We start from the raw sequence: 17,555 nt of genomic DNA, 5'->3' as shown, positions 1-17,555 counted from the left end.
TACTCAACATAATTATCTCTAACCATCCATTTATTATCAGGAGTCATCCAATGGAAATTTCAGCTCTCTCTGCTCCCCTTTTTACGAATATCATTATTCCTGAGGATAATCCTATGGAAATTCCTCACAAATTAATTCACCAATTAGTGGAAGAACAAGTGACTGGCAAGTTAATTGTTCAAAATCCCTTTGATGAATTTGTTTTTTGGCAAATCTACTTTGGTAAAGGAAAAATCCATTTTGCCAGTAGCTTAACGGGTTTTTCCGATCGCTTAATCTATATGCTGGGAGACTTGATTCACCACTTGAATTTACAAGTGCCTCCCTATATTAAAGATGACTATCAATATATTTCATCATTATGGAAACGAGGGGTTTTCTCTTTTCAACAAACCCGTTCTATTCTGGAGCAATTCACGACGGAGGCTTTAGTGCATATCATGTCTTTACCAAAGACAAAATATCACTTTACTCATGCTAGTTATCTAGATACGTTATTTTTGAATTTAGATATTCAACAAATTACTCCCAAAATCCAATCTAAAGTGGGTTACTGGTGGCAGGTTCGCTCTAAAATTAGCTCGCCATTCCAGCGTCCTTTGGTACATAATTGGCAAGAAGTCGATGAGATTTTTGAAAAAAGACAACTGACTGGTACTAGTTGGGTGAAACCACTAAAGGCTTGCTTAGAAGACCTTAATTCTCTATATTTAATCGCCGGAAAAACTCGTCTCAATACGCTAAAATTAGCTTTTCTTTTTCATCCTTTAATCCAAACCGGGGCGGTGACGATGCTCCCTCATCAAGAAATCAAAAATCATCATAGTTCCCTGATTGCCTATGTTGATACTTCCCCTATTTATCAGCATCAAATTCGTTATATTTTAGGAGAAAAAGGAATCAAGCTACTCTGTATTGAAGACCCCTTCAAGGCCTTGGCTGTATTACAGAGTCGTCAACCAGAATTATTGTTTGTACGAGCGGACATGGAAGGTCTAGATGGTTATGAGATTACAGCGTTGTGCCATAAGTCGCCCCATTTGGCTCACTTACCCATTGTCGTTTTAACCCATGGTAACAACCTGATTGATAAGCTGAGAATTAAACTTTCTGGTGCATCAGGGTCTTTAGGCATTCCCTTTCTTCCTAACGACATTCTCCAAATGGTTGAACAACAACTCCGCCGGCCATTAAGTGCCTGATGAAAAAGAAACCAGGTAATAAAAAGACCCACCTTCGTCCTTGGGTTAAGGCTAACGAATGAGGGGCCATCGATTGGAGTTTTAGGCTGAGACTGATTTTGTGCTGAAATTGTCGAAGTCTCTAAACCGTCGGCAGGCCATGACGATCAAGCACTTCCTGAAGTTGGGTCTCCTCATCCTTGGACAGAGAGGTTTTTAGCACTTTGCCACCGTAGGGGGCCACTTCTGCGAGAACCTTATCAGGGGTGACTTTCCGCACTAACACGAAGAGGGCAGAACTCTTGGGCTTCAAGCTTTCCCCCAGTTCCCGCATAAAGTCATCGTTAACCCCAATGTCGCTGAGGGCACCGGCCAAGGCGCCACTGGCAGCCCCAACGGCGGCCCCAAATAGGGGAGACAGAAATAGGGTGCCAATGAGCAGGCCCCAGAAACTGCCACTAACGGCCCCGGCACTGGTCAAATTAACCGCTTGCTTGAGCTTGACCTTACCTTGCTCATTTTTGACCACAACGGCCGCATCTTCCATTTCAATCAGATGTTCTACCTGTAATTTAGCCAGGGTCAGCCGAACCTCTTCGGCCTTAAATTCATCATCGTAGGCAATAACAATTAGATCACTCATGAAGGGCACCTATGGGAATTAATCGCCTCCCATTCTAGAAGCTGATGGCGGTGACGGAACGCTGGGGAATCGCTGGCGCAATTTTCTCAGAAGTGGATGGCATAATGCGCCCTGGGACACGGCCAAAACGGTATGCGGTGTTTGCGATGCCAGAAAAATATAATCCCCGGCCCGTAGCCGGATAGTCTCACCAGCTATCTCTAGTAACGCTTCCCCTTGCAGTAAAACCACCCATTCATCTTGCACCTGAATATATTCCTGGGGCTCTATTTGGGAGGAACTGAGGATACGCTCAATCACTACCCCTTTTTGTTTCAGTAGGGTTTCAAACGATTCTCCCTGGGGCGGGGGATCGGCCTGGAAAAAAAGATTACCTATATCCATCAATGTCTGTTCTGTCACCATCGCCATCTCAGTATAGCGGCGGCAAATTCCCTGGAACTCGGCATCCAACCAGCTCGACCGTCTGCCCGAGGGGCAGTACACCGGAGGTCATAACTCTGGGGAGACCAGACCGCTGTCTATGGAGATCCCAAAATTGCCCACAAAAACCTTGAAAAAGCGAGCAGAGATTGAATCAGCTTGAGTTTTGTTACAGTTCTTGACAAAGCCACAAGAGACCCGTAACTCAGTGATAGGATTCCCTAAAATACCTTTCAATTACAGCATCATCCTATGACAGAGCTTTCTGGACAACCTCCTAAATTCGGTGGCAGTACCGGTGGTCTACTTTCCAAAGCCGACCGGGAAGAAAAATACGCCATCACCTGGACTAGCGCAAAAGAACAAGTTTTTGAAATGCCTACCGGTGGCGCCGCCATCATGAATGAAGGGGAAAATCTCCTGTATCTCGCTCGCAAGGAACAATGTCTGGCCCTGGGTACCCAGCTCCGGACAAAGTTCAAACCCAAAATTGAAGACTATAAAATCTACCGGATTTATCCCTCGGGTGAAGTGCAGTATCTGCATCCTGCTGATGGTGTTTTCCCCGAAAAAGTTAACGAAGGCCGGGAAGCCCAAGGCAAAAAAGACAGAAGCATCGGCAAAAACCCTGAGCCTGTCACCCTGAAGTTCTCCGGCCAAACGCCCTACAGCGTCTAGGTCAACTCAATTGCTTGTCTGTATTCCCTCACCCTTCTCTCAGTTTGGAGAAATCGCCGGTGAGGGTCTTTTCTGTTTAGCCCCCGCTTCCCCAACGGTATGATTTTTCCTGAGTTCTCCCATTTCGTTAGCTTGGCCCAGCAAGGTAATTTTATTCCGGTTTACCAAGAGTGGGTCGCGGATCTGGAAACGCCGGTTTCCGCCTGGTATAAGGTTTGTGCGGGTCAACCCTATAGTTTTTTGCTGGAGTCGGTGGAGGGGGGAGAAAATCTAGGGCGCTATAGTTTTTTGGGCTGTGACCCGGTGTGGGTGCTAGAGGCTCGGGGGCAGAAAACAACCCAGACCTTCCGGGATGAAAGCCAGCGACACTTTCAGGGGAATCCCCTAACAATTTTGGCGGATTGTTTGGCCCCGATTCATCCCGTCAAATTGCCCCAGTTGCCGCCCGGTATTGGGGGCCTGTTTGGAGTTTGGGGGTACGAATTAATTCACTGGATGGAGCCAAGAGTGCCCATCTACGAGGCCCAAGACCAGGATCTGCCCGATGGTATCTGGATGCAGATCGATCATCTGATTATTTTTGACCAGGTAAAACGAAAAATTTGGGCCATTGCCTACGCCGATGTGCGGGAGGAAGGGGGCAGCTTAGAAGCGGCTTATCAACAGGCCTGTGACCGCGTTACCAAGTTAGTGCTGAAATTGCAATTGCCCCTACCCCCCAAGGCCACCTCCTTGGAACTACAACCCCATCCTGACGCCGCCAGTAATCTGGCCTACCAGAGCAATACCCATCACGATGTTTTCTGTCATAACGTCAGCAAGGCCCAGGACTACATCAAAGCCGGGGATATTTTTCAGGTCGTGCTTTCCCAGCGCCTGACCACGACCTACAGCGACGCGCCCTTCAACCTCTACCGCTCTCTGCGTTTGATCAATCCCTCTCCCTACATGGCCTTCTACAATTTTGGCGATTGGCAAATCATTGGTTCTAGCCCTGAGGTAATGGTCAAGGCCGAGTGGCAGGGGGACAATAATCTCCAGGCTACCGTGCGGCCCATTGCAGGCACCCGTCGTCGTGGCCTAACCCCCCAGGAAGATGAACAATTGGCGGAGGAACTGCTCCAGGATCCCAAGGAAATTGCCGAGCACATCATGCTCGTAGATCTCGGCCGGAACGATCTAGGCCGGGTCTGTGTCCAGGGATCTGTCCGGGTGAATGAACTGATGGTTATTGAGCGCTATTCCCACGTGATGCACATTGTCAGCAATGTCGTGGGTCAATTGGCCCCCGGTAAAACGGCGTGGGATTTGCTCCAGGCCTGTTTTCCAGCAGGCACTGTCAGTGGCGCCCCGAAAATTCGCGCCATGGAAATCATTCATGAACTGGAACCAGAGCGACGAGGGCCTTACTCAGGTGTCTACGGTTACTACGATTTTGAGGGCCAACTCAATACGGCCATTGCTATTCGCACCATGGTCGTGCAAAAAAAAGCCGGCGGCCAGGGCCATCAAGTCTCTGTTCAGGCGGGGGCCGGCCTCGTCGCGGATTCTGACCCGGAAAAGGAATACGAAGAAACCCTCAATAAGGCCCGGGGCCTGCTCGAGGCCATTCGTTGCCTGATCTAGGTCAAAACCAGCGGGAATTAAGCGAAGCCAACGGGCATTCGCGACGGATCATAGGGCAGTATCGCGCCTCGGGGAGAAGGTCAGACCATGGACAGCAATGTTAAAAATGTGGATTTTTTGATTCGTCTCGGCATTCTAGGGGGGCTGGGGGCCTGGTGCTTTCTCTTACTACGGCCCTTCATGGACATTATTCTCTGGAGCACAATCCTGGCCATTGCCATTTTCCCTATTTTTGAATGGCTCAGGGCGGTGTTGCAAGGACGCTCCAAACTGGCCAGTGCCCTGTTAATCCTGCTGGGCTTAGGCATTATCATCGGCCCCGTCAGTGTCATGGCCACCCTCTCGGCCGGCAATGCCCAGGCCCTGGCGGATCAACTCAAAGAAGGCGCTTTGGTGATTCCGCCGCCCTCCTCAGATATTTCGTCCTGGCCGTTGATTGGCCCACCGATTTACGGTTTCTGGGCCAAGGCTTCCAGTAACTTGGGGTCTGTGCTCAGCCAATTTAAACCTCAACTCAAGGACATCGCAACTAAAATACTCTTGCTAGCGGCGGATACCAGCTTAATTCTCTTGAAATTTATGGTATCCATCGTCATTGCCAACATTCTGATTCTTAATCAGGCCAGCTTGAAAATTAGCCTGACGCGCTTGATGACCCGTCTCTCTCCCGAGCGGGGGCCGGCCTTTTTAAAACTGATGGCGGTTACGATTCGCAGTGTCACCCGTGGCATTCTTGGGGTCGCGGTCATCCAAACCCTTTTGGTGGGGCTAGGTTTTATGGTGGCTAAAATCCCTGCCGCTGGCCTGCTGATTCCCCTTTGTTTACTCTTAACAATTGTGCAGATTGGCCCAGGGATTATCATCATCGGTACCCTAGTCTATGCTTGGTTCACCTTTCCGCCCTTGGCGGCCCTGGCCTATACCCTCTGGATGATTCCCTGTATGTTGGTGGATAACGTCCTCAAGCCGATTTTGATGGCCCGGGGCCTACCCGTTCCCATGGTGGTTATTTTAATTGGTGTGTTGGGCGGTACCCTAACCCAAGGGATTCTTGGCCTCTTTATTGGCCCAGTAGTTTTAAGTTTGGGCTACGAATTGCTCAGGGCCTGGATCTCGGAAACGGCCCTGCCCCCGACAACGGCCCTGGAAGAAACAGCCCCCTAGGTCTCCCCCACTGGAGCAAACCCTTTTCCCGAGTTCTTCTCGATTGCTACCTATCTTGGAACACAGGTTCAATTACGGTTTCAGGAGGTATTGCTATGCCAGCTATCCTTATTGAACATTTCCATCGCCTAGGGGTTGCCACGGGCTTAACCGTGACCCTCGTGGTTTCTCGGATTAGTACCGTTCCGTCATCCTTCCCCCCCAGTTTTGCGACCTCATCCCCTTTGATCGTTAGGACGGTTTCTCTTCCCTAGTTCTTCTCGATTCTTGTTTATCTTCAACCTAAGTTCTTCATAAGCAGCTTCGCAGGGACACGATATTTTTCCCTGCGGAGTCTTTCACCCCCAGGAGGTTACTGTGAGTAAGTACCGCAATCATTTACCCCAACTGGATAACGATTTATTTATCACCGATGGTGGTATGGAAACAACGCTAATTTTCCATGAGGGCTGGGAACTCCGCGATTTTGCCGCCTTTGATCTACTCAACCACCCGGCTGGTCGTCAATCGATCCAGAATTACTACCGTACCTACATTGACCTGGCCAAAACCTACGCTGTTGGTTTGATTTTAGAGAGTGCCACGTGGCGGGCCAATAGCGACTGGGGCACCAAACTCGGCTACCATCGCCAGGCCCTGGCCGAAGCGAACCGCCAAGCGATTGCCCTCCTCCAAGACCTACGCCAAAAACAGGAATCTCCTACCACGCCTCTGGTCATTAGTGGGTGCGTTGGCCCTCGAGGGGATGGCTACAATGCCGCCTACCGGATGAGTGAAGCTGGGGCCGAGCGCTACCATCGCCCCCAGATTGCCACCTTTGCCGAAACCGCCGCTGACCTCGTTACCGCCATGACCATTAACTACGTGGAAGAGGCCATAGGCATTGTCCGGGCGGCCCAGGCCTATGGTATGCCTGTTGTCATTTCCTTTACGGTGGAAACCGATGGCCGTCTTCCCTCGGGCCAAAGTCTCCAGACAGCCATTGAACAAGTCGATCAGGCGACCCAGCAGGGCCCCCTCTACTACATGATCAACTGTGCTCATCCCTCCCATTTTGCTTCTAGCCTTACAGCCGGCACCTTTGTAAAACGCATTCGGGGTATCCGGGCCAATGCTTCTAAAAAAAGTCATGCGGAACTGGATGAAGCGACGGTGCTGGATGACGGTAATCCCGCCGATCTAGGCAGTCACTATCAAACTCTCCGCAAGCAATTCCCCCACGTTAATGTCCTGGGGGGATGTTGTGGAACCGATCACCGTCACATTGAAGCGATTTGCCAGGCCTGTCTCCCCTTGGTCTGGCCCTACTTTACCCAGCGTCCCCTCCTCAGCGCCTAGGCCCTTCCTTGCCAATGCTTTCTTTGGCCCGTCGGCCTGGCCCAAACCAGCAACGAACACTGGGCAACCCTTTCCCTCTTCACACTCCCAACACGAAACATCATGAACACGACTCCTCTCACAACCATTGATCCCATCGCCCTAGCTGAAGCCAAAACTAATATCCAGGGCCAACCTGACCTTGGTATTGTCACCTACGGGGTTGAGCTAGCTTGGCAGGGCGGTACGCGGGCCATCGCCAAGGCCCTCCCCCTCCACATGGGCCAAGAATGGATCGACCGCCCCTTTACCTGGACGGTGGATGAACCCCAGGCCCTCCTGGGTAGCAATCAAGGCCCGACCCCCCAAGAATATTTAATGTCTGGTGTCGGGGCCTGTATCCTCGTCGGTTTTACCGTCAATGCCGCCATCCTAGGGATTCCGATCCGCCAACTCACCGTCAGCATTACCGGTTCCCTGAATCTGGCAGGCTTTTTGGATCTAGACCCCCATGCCCCCGTGGAAATGCTGGGTATTCAGTACAAAATTTCAGTGGATAGCGATGCTTCCCCAGAACAATTGGCCCTCCTGCACGACAAAGCTGTTAACTTTAGCCCCAATGCCATGACGGTGGCCAAGGGGATTCCCCTCAGCGGTTCCCTGGAACAGATTGCTACTGTCCGAGAGCCGGTTCTCACCCACGTTTAAATCGCTTCTCCTGGCGGGGGCCAAGACTCCCGCCCCTCCTCACCCTTAATGTTTAGGAATCAGCAACAATGTTACTGGAGCACCATTACACCTATCGTGCGGCCCTGGAGGCGTCCCTCAAGGTCAACTGGCAAGTCCACGACTTGATCGGCAACGATAAACCCCTCAACTTTCACTATCCCTTTCTGCCGGAAGCCCTGGCCCAAGTCCAAGCCCTGACGTTTCTCTCACCGGAGGAACAACGACTCCTGAATCAGATCCGAGGCCATAGTTATCTCCATCTTTTTGGCCTGGTGGAGGAATTTATTTTGCCCTTTGTGCTCGACCATGTGCGTAGTCACCAACTAGGGGATGATTACCAAACCCGGTCGCTCCTGCAATTCGCCCAGGAAGAGGCCAAACACATTCACCTGTTTAAGGAATTTGCCAAGGCCTTTGAAGCTGGCTTTGGAACGTCCTGTGGGGTGATTGGCCCTGCCGCCGACTTTGCCCAGGCTGTTCTAGCCAAATCTCCCCTAGGAGTTGTCCTCATCATCCTCCACATTGAATGGATGACCCAGCGCCATTACTTGGACAGTGTTCGGAATAATCACCACCTTGACCCCCAGTTTGCTTCTCTGCTCAAGCACCATTGGCTGGAGGAGGCCCAGCACGCCAAGCTTGATACGCTGATGGCCGAAACCTTAGCGGCGGAATCCACCCCAGCTCAAATTGCCCAGGGCCTGGCGGACTATGGTGCAATTGTGGAGATGATCGACCAGGGCCTGCAACAACAGGTGGAATTAGACCGACTGAGCCTTGAAAATGCCATGGGTCGTTTGTTAACTACTCCCGAAAAGGCACTACTTAGTAATCGTCAGCTCAGGGCCTACCGCTATACTTTCCTGATCAGTGGCATGACCCATCCCCACTTCATTACTACCCTCGAAAAAATTGCCCCCGAGGGCTTGGCCCAGGTAACAGCCCTAATCCAAGGTTTAGAAAATTGAAGTCTTCATGGCGGTGCGATGGGACTATCCCCGTCTGGGTAATCGTTTCTCCCCTAGATTGATCGCCCCTAAAATCTTAACAGGTCAGTTCCTGGAAAGAAGACACCTTCTCCAGGGGTTGACCCATACTGCTGTTAATGTCCTAGATACCGCCATGGTCAAGTCTTTTCTCTTTGCCTGTACTGTTGCCGCTCTCACTTGCTGGGCCCCCCTGGCCCAAGCCGAAATGCTCGCCAAGCCCTGGGTCTACCAAATTGATAATCAGCCCTTTGAAGGTTACGTTGGCCAAAATACTGGCTTTGGCAAAAACCAACCCATCGTTATCCTGATCCACGATTGGAATGGGCTGGATCAGTACGAAAAAATGCGCACCAATATGCTGTCAACCCAGGGGTACACCGTATTTGCCATTGACCTCTACGGCCAGGGCGTTCGCCCCAAGAATACCGAAGAATCGAAAATAGAAAGTGGCAAGCTGTACGGGAATTTGCCCCTGATGCGTCAGCGTCTCCTGGCGGCCATTGCCGAGGCCAAAAAACTGCCGGGGGTTGATCCCAATCGCATTGCGGCCATTGGCTACTGTTTTGGGGGGTCAGCGGTGTTGGAATTGGCCCGGAGTGGGGCCGACCTGGATGGCCTCGTTTCCTTCCATGGCGGCCTAGCCATTCCCCCTGGCCAAGATTACAAGGCCTTAAGTTCTCCTCTGCTAATTCTGCATGGAGCGGCCGATCCCGTGGCCCCCATGACCCAGGTGACGGAATTGGCCGAGGCCCTTAACGCGGTTAAGGCCAATTTTGATATGGATATTTATGGCGGTGTCCGGCACTCCTTTTCTGTTTGGACCTCCGATGACTATGATCCCCACGCAGATCTCCAGTCCTGGTCGGCCCTGTTGGCCTTTTTGGAACGCCATCTCCGTAGTCGTTAAGTTCAATTTCTCTGAGCTAGTTTCTTAGCCGAGGTGTGATATGTTGACTAAGTCGGTTTCGGCGGGGAACAGTCGCCGAAGGTAAAGGGGAAAGTTTGGTGCAAGTCCAGCGCTGGCCCGCAACTGTGATGAAATAGCCTAATTTCTAAGTCAGAATACCCGCCGATGATTGGCTCTAGTTTCCACTGCGAGGTACAGATCATGATCAGTTCAACTTCTGTTTGGCAACGCACCAAGCAAGTTACACTTTCGCTTCCAGTTCAGGTGGCTCTGCTAACTAGCCTATGTGCACTAATTATCTGGACGCTGTACTTCAGCACTTATCCACCCGTGCATGATGCGTTGCATACGACCCGGCACGGTACGGCGGCAGTTGCCTGCCATTAGCATCATTACAGCGTTATCCAGACTGAGAGAATGTCATGAGAAATTTAAAGTATGTTGGGCTGGCTTTAGCAGCTAGCCTTGTTTCAGTATTCCTTTGGTTCAATCCTCTTCCTTCCCCGGCATCTCAGCCGACTGTACAGGTGCAGACTGAACCCGCTTTAAGCCAAGTTATTCCCGATGAAGCGTCCGTTCGGGTTGCGTTGCAAGCAGTTGATCCAATGGGACAGCCCTTATCTGATGTGCGGTTCCAATTACAACTACTAACCCCGGCCAAAACGCCTTGGTTCACTTCTGATTTTCCAATTGTGGAAGGAACTAAATTGCTTGAACTCAATGCAAAAGCTCCTAGCGGGAAACTAGAGTTTGAGCAAGTAATGCCAATTCGGGGAAACTACATGTTGAAAGCTCAAGTGACTCCTCTTGTTGCAGGGGCATTTGAGCCATTCGAGCAATCGTTAAAGCTTTCAGTGCCTGAAAGATTTGTGAAGTATAGGAATGCTGCTATTTTGATTGGCATTCTGATACTTGTTGGAGGCGTTAGTGGCTGGATAATTGGAGGCGACCAAACGGTTCAAGATGGTGAAATTGCACCTCAACCCATACGGTTACTGCTCAGTGCTGTTACTGTGCTTGCGATCGCGGTTCTTTTGTTCGTTAATATCAGCGCGGAACTTGCATCCGCCCACGCTAGAGAGGAGACGCAAACCACGACGACTCTATCTGTACAGAGATCCCAAGATTTAGAGATTCGTTTATCAGGAGATCAACGGGCAACAGTCGGACGGCTTGCAAGTCAGACTATTCAGATTTTTAACGCAAAAACTGGTAATCCTGAAGTGAATGTTATTGTCAACGCGAAATCAATTGCGCTTGAAGATAATAAACAGATGTTTGCTTATCAGGGGAGCACTGACGACCAGGGTAAGCTAACTTGGAACGAGCAGTTTTTCGATGGTGCACCTCATCAGGTCATTGCGGAAGTTACACCGCCTAACGGAGTTGCGTTGCAAGTGAGTCACGAGGTAGAGGTTGAAAGAATTGAACCGCCTCTCTACATTCGGTTTATTTCACTCAGTTACTACACTGGAATTTTTGCTTTAAGTTTGTTAGCTGGTATTTGGTTTCATCGACGTTCTTCTCGATCAAGTATCCTGTTTAGTCGTTAGCTGAAGTTTTGCTAGCTACGATTGCAAAAACGGTCTGACAAACCTGCTGGAGCGGACTGACGAGAAATCTCAGTGTTGTTGCAGAGGTTACTTGCAGCCGCTTAATCAGCCCGAGGCCTGGGATTGCTGGGGGCCTTTATCGTCTCTGCTTTGCTAGGAACGGGCCTACATTTAGCCGCCTTCACTATTCCGGGCATTGAATTCCTCATTTCTACCTCTGTCCTAGGGATTGGCCTCCTGTTGGCGTTTCAGAAATCCCTGCCCTTGAGTTTGTCGTTAGGACTATTTATCCTAGCCGGCCTACTCCATGGCTACGCCTACGGTGAATCCATTGTCGGAACAGGAATGCCGCCGTTATTTGCCTACCTCCTGGGTTTCAGTCTGGTGCAACTGGCCCTGGCTCTAGCTGTCTGGGGATTGGTGCAAAAGGCTTTCCCTGGTCAAGGGGCCGGGGGAGAACTGCGGAAGAAGGGGTTTAGCTCCATCGGCTGGTTAGTCTGTGGTGCGGGCTTAGCCCTACTGTTTCCTCAGGTAATCGGGCTTCTCCTGACAAAGCGCTACTCATAGAACCTTGGAGCCCGCGTCGCCCTCTCTACGTTTCCCGTCAGACAGCTTGGCCAGCATTATGATCACGGTATCAACAGAGTTGTTGAATCCGTTGCAATAGCTCCCGGAGTTTGACAGGTTTACTGAGGTAGTCCGTGGCTCCAGCGGCCAAACAACGTTCTCGGTCGCCTTCCATGGCGAGGGCCGTTAGAGCAATGATGGGGAGGTTTTGAAACTGAGGGTCTTGGCGCAGAATTTCCATGGCTTCAATGCCATTCATCACTGGCATCTGAATATCCATCAAAATAATATCGGGCGGGTCAGCCTGGGCGATGGCGACGGCCACTTGCCCATTTTCTGCAACCCTGACTCGGTAGCCCTTGGCTTCGAGGTAATTTTGGATGCTGACCGCATTGGCCGGGCTATCTTCTGCCAACAACACCAGGGGCGGTTCTGGTAGTGGTTCCTGGGCAAGGTTCTGCATTGCCTGGGGTGGCGCGGAGACCAAAGACGTCTCTACTTCTACTGAACAAGGGATATCGAACCAAAAACAACTTCCGACTCCCATTTCACTAGTGACCCCAACGTGACCACCATGGAGTTCAACAATTTGTTTGACCAGTGCTAAACCCAATCCCGTACCCTCGTAGCGACGATTCAGCGCACCATCAACTTGGATAAAGGGTTGAAACACCCTATCTAGATTGTCTGGCGCAATGCCAATCCCTGTATCCTGGACAGCGAAATGAAGATGACCCACGGTATGAGAGGCTTCTGCTGGCCGATAACTCACCGTTAACTGGATGGTTCCCTGGGCAGGAGTAAATTTCACCGCATTGTTAAGAATATTCGTCAGCGCTTGACAACAGCGACGTTGATCCAAGGTTAACAGCGGCAGATGGGGGGGCAATTGCGTCTGGAGATGAATGCGTTTTTTCTGGGCCTGGGGCCTGACCAGGGCAAGGCTTTGCTCACAGATGGTATAGATCGAAGTGGGTTCTAAGGCCAACTCCATTTGTCCCGCCTCGATTTTAGAAAGGTCAAGGATATCGCTAATCACGTTTAAGAGATGGTTCCCACTCTGCTCGACGGTTTGCAGGGCCTGATTTTGTTTTGCCGTCAGGGGGCCAAAAATTTCCTCCTGGAGAGCTTCCGTCATACCCAGAATGGCATTGAGGGGCGTCCGCAGTTCATGGCTGATCATGGCCAGAAATTCATCCTTGAGTCGGTTGGCCTGCAACAGTTCCTCGTTCAGCCTCTGTAGAATGGCTTCTCGCTGTTGTAAATCCTGGGTGCGTTGGGTCACTCGCTCCTCTAGCTCTGCATTGAGTTGAGCCAATTGAGCATAGGCCTGTTTGCGTTGGGTAACGTCCTGGATCTGAGAAATAAAGTATAGGGGTTGGCCCTGGGCATCTCTAACCAGGGAAGAGGACACCTCTGCATAAATGATCTGGCCTTGCTGATGGCGATAACGTTTCTCAAAGGTGGCACTATCTACCCTGCCAGCGACGGCCTCTTGGATAAAGTGGGGACTAATGCCTTTGTCATCCAAGATAGTCAGGTCATTAACCGTCATACCCTCCAACATCGCCTGACTGTAGCCAAAGATCGCACCCATCTTGGCATTCACCTGGAGGAGCTTCCCCTGCAAATCCACCAAACACATCCCCGTATTGGCATTATCAAAGGCCAGGCGAAATTTTTGCTCACTGGCTACCCGGTCAGCTTGGCTTCGTTCTCGCTCGGCCAAGGCCTGTTTGGTGTTAGCCAAAGCCACAACTGTTCGATACTGACTGGCTACCAGAAGTGTGACTAAGCCACTGACCAGCAAACCCATCACCACGTACAGCCCCATCTCTTCTCCATCCCACCATCCCTGCTGAGGACTTGCCATCAAAATCCAAGTGCTGTTGGGTAATTGGATCCTTGCTTCCACAGGAGCCCGCAGAGGAGTGGCCGTATTACGAGCGATCAGGGATAGCTGACGACTACTCGAACCCTGTTGCCATAGTTCATAGTGGAAGCCACTCTTTTCAATCTGTTGGAGCGAAGTGGATTGGAGAACCTCAGGAAAACGCAGCAGAACCGCCGTAAACCCCCAAAACGGATCCGCCCCCTGAGGATTATCTAAAAAGACCGGCAGGCGTCCCACGAGGCCTAGACCCCCCTGTTTCAAGAGAAAGGGTCCTTGTAGGGTTAAGCGTCGAGTTTCACGGGCTAATAGGGCCTCGGGATATTTCTTCGGATTTTGAAGCAAATTTAGACCCGTAGCGGGTTCATTACCTTCTCGGGGATACGTTTGTTGAATTACGCCCTGGGGAACCAATTGGAAGGCGGAGACCCCTGGATAATAGGGCAGTAGTTCCTGGGCAACCCCCTCAAAATCCTGAATGGTTCCCTTCCCTTGACGGACTAAAGCGGCCAAGGAATAGGTGGCGCTGAGGGCCCGTTGTAAATCATTTTGAATCGCAACCGCTTGATAACGAAGCTCTTCCCTGACTTCACTCCGTCGTTGTTCGATACGATATTGCTCGACCCAGCTAATCACCAGAGCCAACACCGAAGCCATTCCCAGAAAGGTTAACAATGACACGATTTGTAACCGTGACAGAAATCGAGTCGGGAAGGGAAAAATACCCATGGAGTTGGTCTAGATTAGCCTACGGGAGCCATTAGAGGGAAATCAAGAGAAATCAATGTTTCTGAAGCTTCTGTTCACCCTGACTCCATCTTAAATTGAAACGTCTATACAGTTACAGACCTCCCCTCAGATTAATGCCATAATTTACCTATCCACCCTGCGCCTCTAGACTAGATTTGACGAAATCATCAGGGAGAGTGTCTCCTTGTTGGGTCAAATCCATTGATTTTATTGGCTTCCTACGGGAACAACGAATGGCGAAAGATCTTTTTCACGATGTCGTCAAAAGAGCGCTGATCAAAGATGGTTGGCAGATTACCGATGATCCCCTTTTTCTCAAAGTCGGTGGGATAGATTTCTTTATTGATCTGGGAGCAGAAAAACTACTAGCCGCCGAGCGCAATGGTAACAAAATTGCTGTCGAGATCAAAAGCTTTATCAACACCTCCAGTCTCGCCGATTTTCATCTCGCCCTTGGACAATTCATCAACTACCGTGTGGCCTTAAAAGTCGCTGATCCAGAACGCACTCTATTTCTCGCTGTTCCTGATATTGCCTACCAAACCTTTTTTCAAAAGGAATTCCCCCGCATGGTCATCCAGCAGTATCAGCTTGAAATCTTTGTTTATGACATTGAAAACGAGGTCATTGTGCTATGGCAAGCCTAGAGAGACTCCCAGCCTATCGTACCGTTATCAAACAATTACTGGAGGAGTATGCCGCCTACCAACCCTCCTATGGTGAGATTGAAATTCAAACTGTGTTCGACAACGAACAGGATCACTACCAGGTTGTTGCCGTGGGCTGGGACAAAAAAGAGCGAATCTACGGCTGTTCCATCCATCTCGATATTAAAAACGGCAAAATTTGGATTCAGATAAACAATACAGAGTTAGATATTGGTCAAGACCTGGTGGAAAGAGGCATCCCCAAAGAGGATATTGTCATTGGCTTTCACCCCCCTTACCTACGCCAATACTCAGGCTATGCCGTGGCTTAAATCCATGCTTAGACAACGGATTCAGTGCGACCGGCTTGGATCGCTGTAATCACTACTGTATTGATAATATCTTCCACCGTACAGCCCCGACTGAGGTCGTTGACGGGTTTCTTTAGGCCCTGCAAAATTGGCCCCATAGCGATCGCCTTGGTTTCCCGTTGAACCGCCTTATAAGTATTATTGCCCGTATTTAAATCCGGGAAGACAAAGACTGTGGCCTGGCCCGCGACTTGAGAACCGGGCATTTTTTGGGCAGCCACACTGGGATCGACAGCCGCATCGTACTGGATTGGCCCTTCAATGGCGAGGTGGGGTGCTCGTTCCTTCGCGATCTGGGTCGCCCGGCGGACTTTTTCCACCTCTTCTCCCTTACCAGAATCCCCAGAGGAATAGGACAACATCGCCACCCGAGGAATAATGCCAAAGGTTTGGGCCGTTTCAGCGGAAGTCAGTGCAATTTCGGCCAACTGTTCGGCCGTCGGTAAGGGATTAACGGCACAGTCGCCATAGACCAGTACCCGGTCGGATAAACACATGAAAAAGACCGAGGAGACCAGGCTGAAACCCGGTTTAGTTTTAATAATTTGCAACGCCGGACGAATGGTATGTTGTGTTGTATTAATGGCACCGGAAACCATGCCATCGGCGTGACCGAGATAGACCATCATCGTCCCGAAGTAGGCAATATCCGCAAGATTGTCCTGGGCCATGTCCAGGGTTACTCCTTTACTGCGGCGCAATTCGTAGAAGGTCTGGGCATACTGTTCAAAATGCTCACTGTTGATGGGGTTAATGACCTGAACTTGGTCTAGATCTAGGGCAATATTTTCCTTTTTCAGCGTTTGCTCAATGCGGGAGCGTTGTCCCAGGAGGGTAATTTTGACAATTTCTTGGTCGATTAAACTGGCACTGGCCCTGAGAATTCGGGGGTCGTGGCCCTCGGGTAAGACAATATGGCGTTGCTGGGCCTTGGCAGTTTGTACTAGGTTGTAGATAAACAGCTTAGGAGTGATGCCCTGGACTTGTAGAGTCTTGATATTGTTTTCCAGCTTGGCGGTATCAATACAATCCTCGAAAAGACGAATACTGCGCTCCAGTTTTTCCTTATCTTCAATGGTCAGTATGGTGTGGATTTTACCGAGGCGGGCAGCGGTATCAAAGGTATGAGTCGGAACTAACAGGATCGGTGGGGCACTGGGCAAACCTTCAATCAGTCGCATTAAACTGGCTTCAGGCCGAAATCCTGTGGTCAGCACAATCCCTGCAATGGAAGGAAAATTGATGGCTTGGTTGGCCTGGATGGCCCCAAGGATGACATCCCCCCTGTCGCCAGGCGTAATCAGCAAGGTATTGTCATCTTTAAGCCAGTCCAGAGCATGGGCAATCTGCATAGCCACAACAAGATAATGGGTGACCAAGTTATTCAGTCGGTCATGGCCCGATAGGACTTCGGCATCGAGTTTTTTGGCAATTTCCGAGAGACGGGGACTACTCAGAATGGGATCAAAGGGGAGAACATTGAGCAGATAGGGGCGGTCACCATAGTGTTTTTGTAGGGTTGTTTTAACGCTCTCGACGAGGTCTGACTGGACTTTATTGATGATGACCCCCATAACCTGACAGGCGTGTTCTTCGTAGGTTTTCAGGGCCAGATCAATGGGATGGAGCGTATCCTCCAGGGTATTATCTTCCCCGTTGCCCAGGAGCAGAATCGGACAGTTCAAGGCCTTGGCAATCGCCGTATTGAGATTAAATTCAAAGGCATTTTCTTCCCCAGCGTAGTCCGATCCCTCACAGAGAATAAAATCACCGCGGGCCTCTAGGGCTTTGTACTTGGCAATAATACGGTCAAAGATGGCATCAGTATGGTCTTCGGCGGCTAGGGCGGCCACTTCACAGTGATGGAGGCCAAAGGATTCCTCATAGCATTGGTTGAGCTGAAAATACTGTAAGACCAGATCAATGTTTTTGTCGCGTTGACCGGGGGGAGGATCTTGAATAATGGGACGAAAGTAGGCAATTTTCGTCGTCTTCTTGAGAATCAGATCGAGAATACCCAACACAATGAGCGACTTCCCACTACGAGGTTCAGTGGTACTAAGGTAAAGGGAGCTAGTCATAGGGAAAACGCGATGCAGGCCAAGTCGGCTTCATCCTA

The 17,555-nt window shown here is 50.5% G+C and carries 18 protein-coding genes and 1 riboswitch; of the genes, 14 read left to right on the top strand and 4 right to left on the bottom strand.

All coding sequences use genetic code 11. From position 1 onward, the window contains the following. The first annotated feature begins 50 nt into the window (after positions 1–50). A complete protein-coding gene (locus ABXS88_RS14620; RefSeq protein WP_353672781.1) occupies positions 51–1,202 on the top strand; it encodes a response regulator in 1,152 nt (383 codons plus the stop codon). 121 nt (positions 1,203–1,323) lie between these two features. On the opposite strand, the gene ABXS88_RS14615 is transcribed toward ABXS88_RS14620, so the two are convergent. Together ABXS88_RS14615 and ABXS88_RS14610 are read right to left on the bottom strand one after the other, a co-directional pair. Beyond that, entirely contained in the window at positions 1,324–1,824 is a 501-nt protein-coding gene (locus tag ABXS88_RS14615; RefSeq protein WP_353672780.1) for a DUF1269 domain-containing protein, read from the bottom strand. An 18-nt stretch (positions 1,825–1,842) separates the two neighbouring features. Beyond that, complete coding sequence (locus ABXS88_RS14610) at positions 1,843–2,229, bottom strand: cupin domain-containing protein (protein ID WP_353672779.1); 387 nt, start codon at positions 2,227–2,229, stop codon at positions 1,843–1,845. Between the two features lie 270 nt (positions 2,230–2,499). Here ABXS88_RS14610 and ABXS88_RS14605 point away from each other — a divergent pair, with 270 nt between their 5' ends. The 11 genes from ABXS88_RS14605 (at position 2,500) to ABXS88_RS14555 (ending at position 11,777) form a co-directional block, all read left to right on the top strand. Beyond that, positions 2,500–2,925 (top strand): photosystem I reaction center subunit II PsaD, encoded by a 426-nt coding sequence (locus ABXS88_RS14605; protein WP_353672778.1) that lies wholly within the window; start codon positions 2,500–2,502, stop codon positions 2,923–2,925. 99 nt (positions 2,926–3,024) lie between these two features. Next, entirely contained in the window at positions 3,025–4,551 is a 1,527-nt protein-coding gene (trpE, locus tag ABXS88_RS14600) for an anthranilate synthase component I (RefSeq protein ID WP_353672777.1), read from the top strand. An 87-nt stretch (positions 4,552–4,638) separates the two neighbouring features. Then, positions 4,639–5,715, top strand: coding sequence for an AI-2E family transporter (locus tag ABXS88_RS14595; protein ID WP_353672776.1), 1,077 nt, complete (start codon positions 4,639–4,641; stop codon positions 5,713–5,715). A 95-nt stretch (positions 5,716–5,810) separates the two neighbouring features. Continuing rightward, on the top strand, positions 5,811–5,969 hold the full coding sequence (locus tag ABXS88_RS14590) for a hypothetical protein (protein WP_353672775.1): 159 nt from the start codon (positions 5,811–5,813) through the stop codon (positions 5,967–5,969). 103 nt (positions 5,970–6,072) lie between these two features. Then, positions 6,073–7,053, top strand: a complete 981-nt coding sequence (locus ABXS88_RS14585; protein WP_353672774.1) for a homocysteine S-methyltransferase family protein — start codon at positions 6,073–6,075, stop codon at positions 7,051–7,053. Positions 7,054–7,155: 102 nt separating this feature from the next. Further along, the gene (locus tag ABXS88_RS14580; protein ID WP_353672773.1) at positions 7,156–7,740 is read left to right on the top strand and encodes an OsmC family protein; all 585 of its coding nucleotides are present in this window, start codon (positions 7,156–7,158) and stop codon (positions 7,738–7,740) included. Between the two features lie 68 nt (positions 7,741–7,808). Further along, entirely contained in the window at positions 7,809–8,729 is a 921-nt protein-coding gene (locus tag ABXS88_RS14575; RefSeq protein WP_353672772.1) for a hypothetical protein, read from the top strand. Positions 8,730–8,736: 7 nt separating this feature from the next. Beyond that, positions 8,737–9,657 (top strand): dienelactone hydrolase family protein, encoded by a 921-nt coding sequence (locus ABXS88_RS14570; protein ID WP_353672771.1) that lies wholly within the window; start codon positions 8,737–8,739, stop codon positions 9,655–9,657. Between the two features lie 36 nt (positions 9,658–9,693). Then, a riboswitch (cobalamin riboswitch) is annotated at positions 9,694–9,839 on the top strand. Then, a complete protein-coding gene (locus tag ABXS88_RS14565) occupies positions 9,823–10,044 on the top strand; it encodes a CbtB domain-containing protein (RefSeq protein WP_353672770.1) in 222 nt (73 codons plus the stop codon). Its footprint overlaps the riboswitch before it by 17 nt. A gap of 35 nt (positions 10,045–10,079) precedes the next feature. After that, positions 10,080–11,210, top strand: coding sequence for a hypothetical protein (locus ABXS88_RS14560; protein ID WP_353672769.1), 1,131 nt, complete (start codon positions 10,080–10,082; stop codon positions 11,208–11,210). A gap of 123 nt (positions 11,211–11,333) precedes the next feature. After that, a complete protein-coding gene (locus tag ABXS88_RS14555) occupies positions 11,334–11,777 on the top strand; it encodes a HupE/UreJ family protein (RefSeq protein ID WP_353672768.1) in 444 nt (147 codons plus the stop codon). A gap of 70 nt (positions 11,778–11,847) precedes the next feature. Here the strand turns inward: ABXS88_RS14555 and ABXS88_RS14550 are convergent, their stop codons facing one another. Then, the gene (locus ABXS88_RS14550) at positions 11,848–14,397 is read right to left on the bottom strand and encodes a response regulator (protein WP_353672767.1); all 2,550 of its coding nucleotides are present in this window, start codon (positions 14,395–14,397) and stop codon (positions 11,848–11,850) included. Positions 14,398–14,651: 254 nt separating this feature from the next. On the opposite strand from ABXS88_RS14550, the gene ABXS88_RS14545 reads away from it, so the two are divergent. Together ABXS88_RS14545 and ABXS88_RS14540 are read left to right on the top strand one after the other, a co-directional pair. Next, positions 14,652–15,065 (top strand): XisH family protein, encoded by a 414-nt coding sequence (locus ABXS88_RS14545; protein WP_353672766.1) that lies wholly within the window; start codon positions 14,652–14,654, stop codon positions 15,063–15,065. Next, positions 15,053–15,397, top strand: coding sequence for a XisI protein (locus tag ABXS88_RS14540; protein ID WP_353672765.1), 345 nt, complete (start codon positions 15,053–15,055; stop codon positions 15,395–15,397). Before ABXS88_RS14545 ends, ABXS88_RS14540 begins: the two co-directional genes overlap by 13 nt. Positions 15,398–15,405: 8 nt before the next feature. On the opposite strand, the gene pta is transcribed toward ABXS88_RS14540, so the two are convergent. Next, positions 15,406–17,517 carry a phosphate acetyltransferase gene (gene pta / locus ABXS88_RS14535; protein WP_353672764.1) on the bottom strand — a complete coding sequence of 704 codons (2,112 nt, stop codon included), beginning with the start codon at positions 17,515–17,517 and terminating at the stop codon, positions 15,406–15,408. Positions 17,518–17,555 lie beyond the last annotated feature (38 nt).

This window comes from Synechocystis sp. LKSZ1 (assembly GCF_040436315.1).
Lineage (GTDB): Bacteria > Cyanobacteriota > Cyanobacteriia > Cyanobacteriales > Microcystaceae > Synechocystis.
The sequence above is the reverse complement of the archived record's forward strand: the minus strand, read 5'-3'. Positions and strand labels throughout refer to the sequence as shown.

Coding starts and splice junctions, on each gene's coding strand:
- ABXS88_RS14545 (WP_353672766.1), top strand. CDS start 14,652: ATGGCGAAAGATCTTTTTCACGATGTCGTCAAAAGAGCGCTGATCAAA.
- ABXS88_RS14570 (WP_353672771.1), top strand. CDS start 8,737: ATGGCGGTGCGATGGGACTATCCCCGTCTGGGTAATCGTTTCTCCCCT.
- trpE (WP_353672777.1), top strand. CDS start 3,025: ATGATTTTTCCTGAGTTCTCCCATTTCGTTAGCTTGGCCCAGCAAGGT.
- ABXS88_RS14550 (WP_353672767.1), bottom strand. CDS start 14,397: ATGGGTATTTTTCCCTTCCCGACTCGATTTCTGTCACGGTTACAAATC.
- ABXS88_RS14540 (WP_353672765.1), top strand. CDS start 15,053: ATGGCAAGCCTAGAGAGACTCCCAGCCTATCGTACCGTTATCAAACAA.
- ABXS88_RS14580 (WP_353672773.1), top strand. CDS start 7,156: ATGAACACGACTCCTCTCACAACCATTGATCCCATCGCCCTAGCTGAA.
- ABXS88_RS14575 (WP_353672772.1), top strand. CDS start 7,809: ATGTTACTGGAGCACCATTACACCTATCGTGCGGCCCTGGAGGCGTCC.
- ABXS88_RS14590 (WP_353672775.1), top strand. CDS start 5,811: ATGCCAGCTATCCTTATTGAACATTTCCATCGCCTAGGGGTTGCCACG.
- ABXS88_RS14605 (WP_353672778.1), top strand. CDS start 2,500: ATGACAGAGCTTTCTGGACAACCTCCTAAATTCGGTGGCAGTACCGGT.
- ABXS88_RS14565 (WP_353672770.1), top strand. CDS start 9,823: ATGATTGGCTCTAGTTTCCACTGCGAGGTACAGATCATGATCAGTTCA.
- ABXS88_RS14610 (WP_353672779.1), bottom strand. CDS start 2,229: ATGGTGACAGAACAGACATTGATGGATATAGGTAATCTTTTTTTCCAG.
- ABXS88_RS14560 (WP_353672769.1), top strand. CDS start 10,080: ATGAGAAATTTAAAGTATGTTGGGCTGGCTTTAGCAGCTAGCCTTGTT.
- ABXS88_RS14615 (WP_353672780.1), bottom strand. CDS start 1,824: ATGAGTGATCTAATTGTTATTGCCTACGATGATGAATTTAAGGCCGAA.
- ABXS88_RS14620 (WP_353672781.1), top strand. CDS start 51: ATGGAAATTTCAGCTCTCTCTGCTCCCCTTTTTACGAATATCATTATT.
- pta (WP_353672764.1), bottom strand. CDS start 17,517: ATGACTAGCTCCCTTTACCTTAGTACCACTGAACCTCGTAGTGGGAAG.
- ABXS88_RS14595 (WP_353672776.1), top strand. CDS start 4,639: ATGGACAGCAATGTTAAAAATGTGGATTTTTTGATTCGTCTCGGCATT.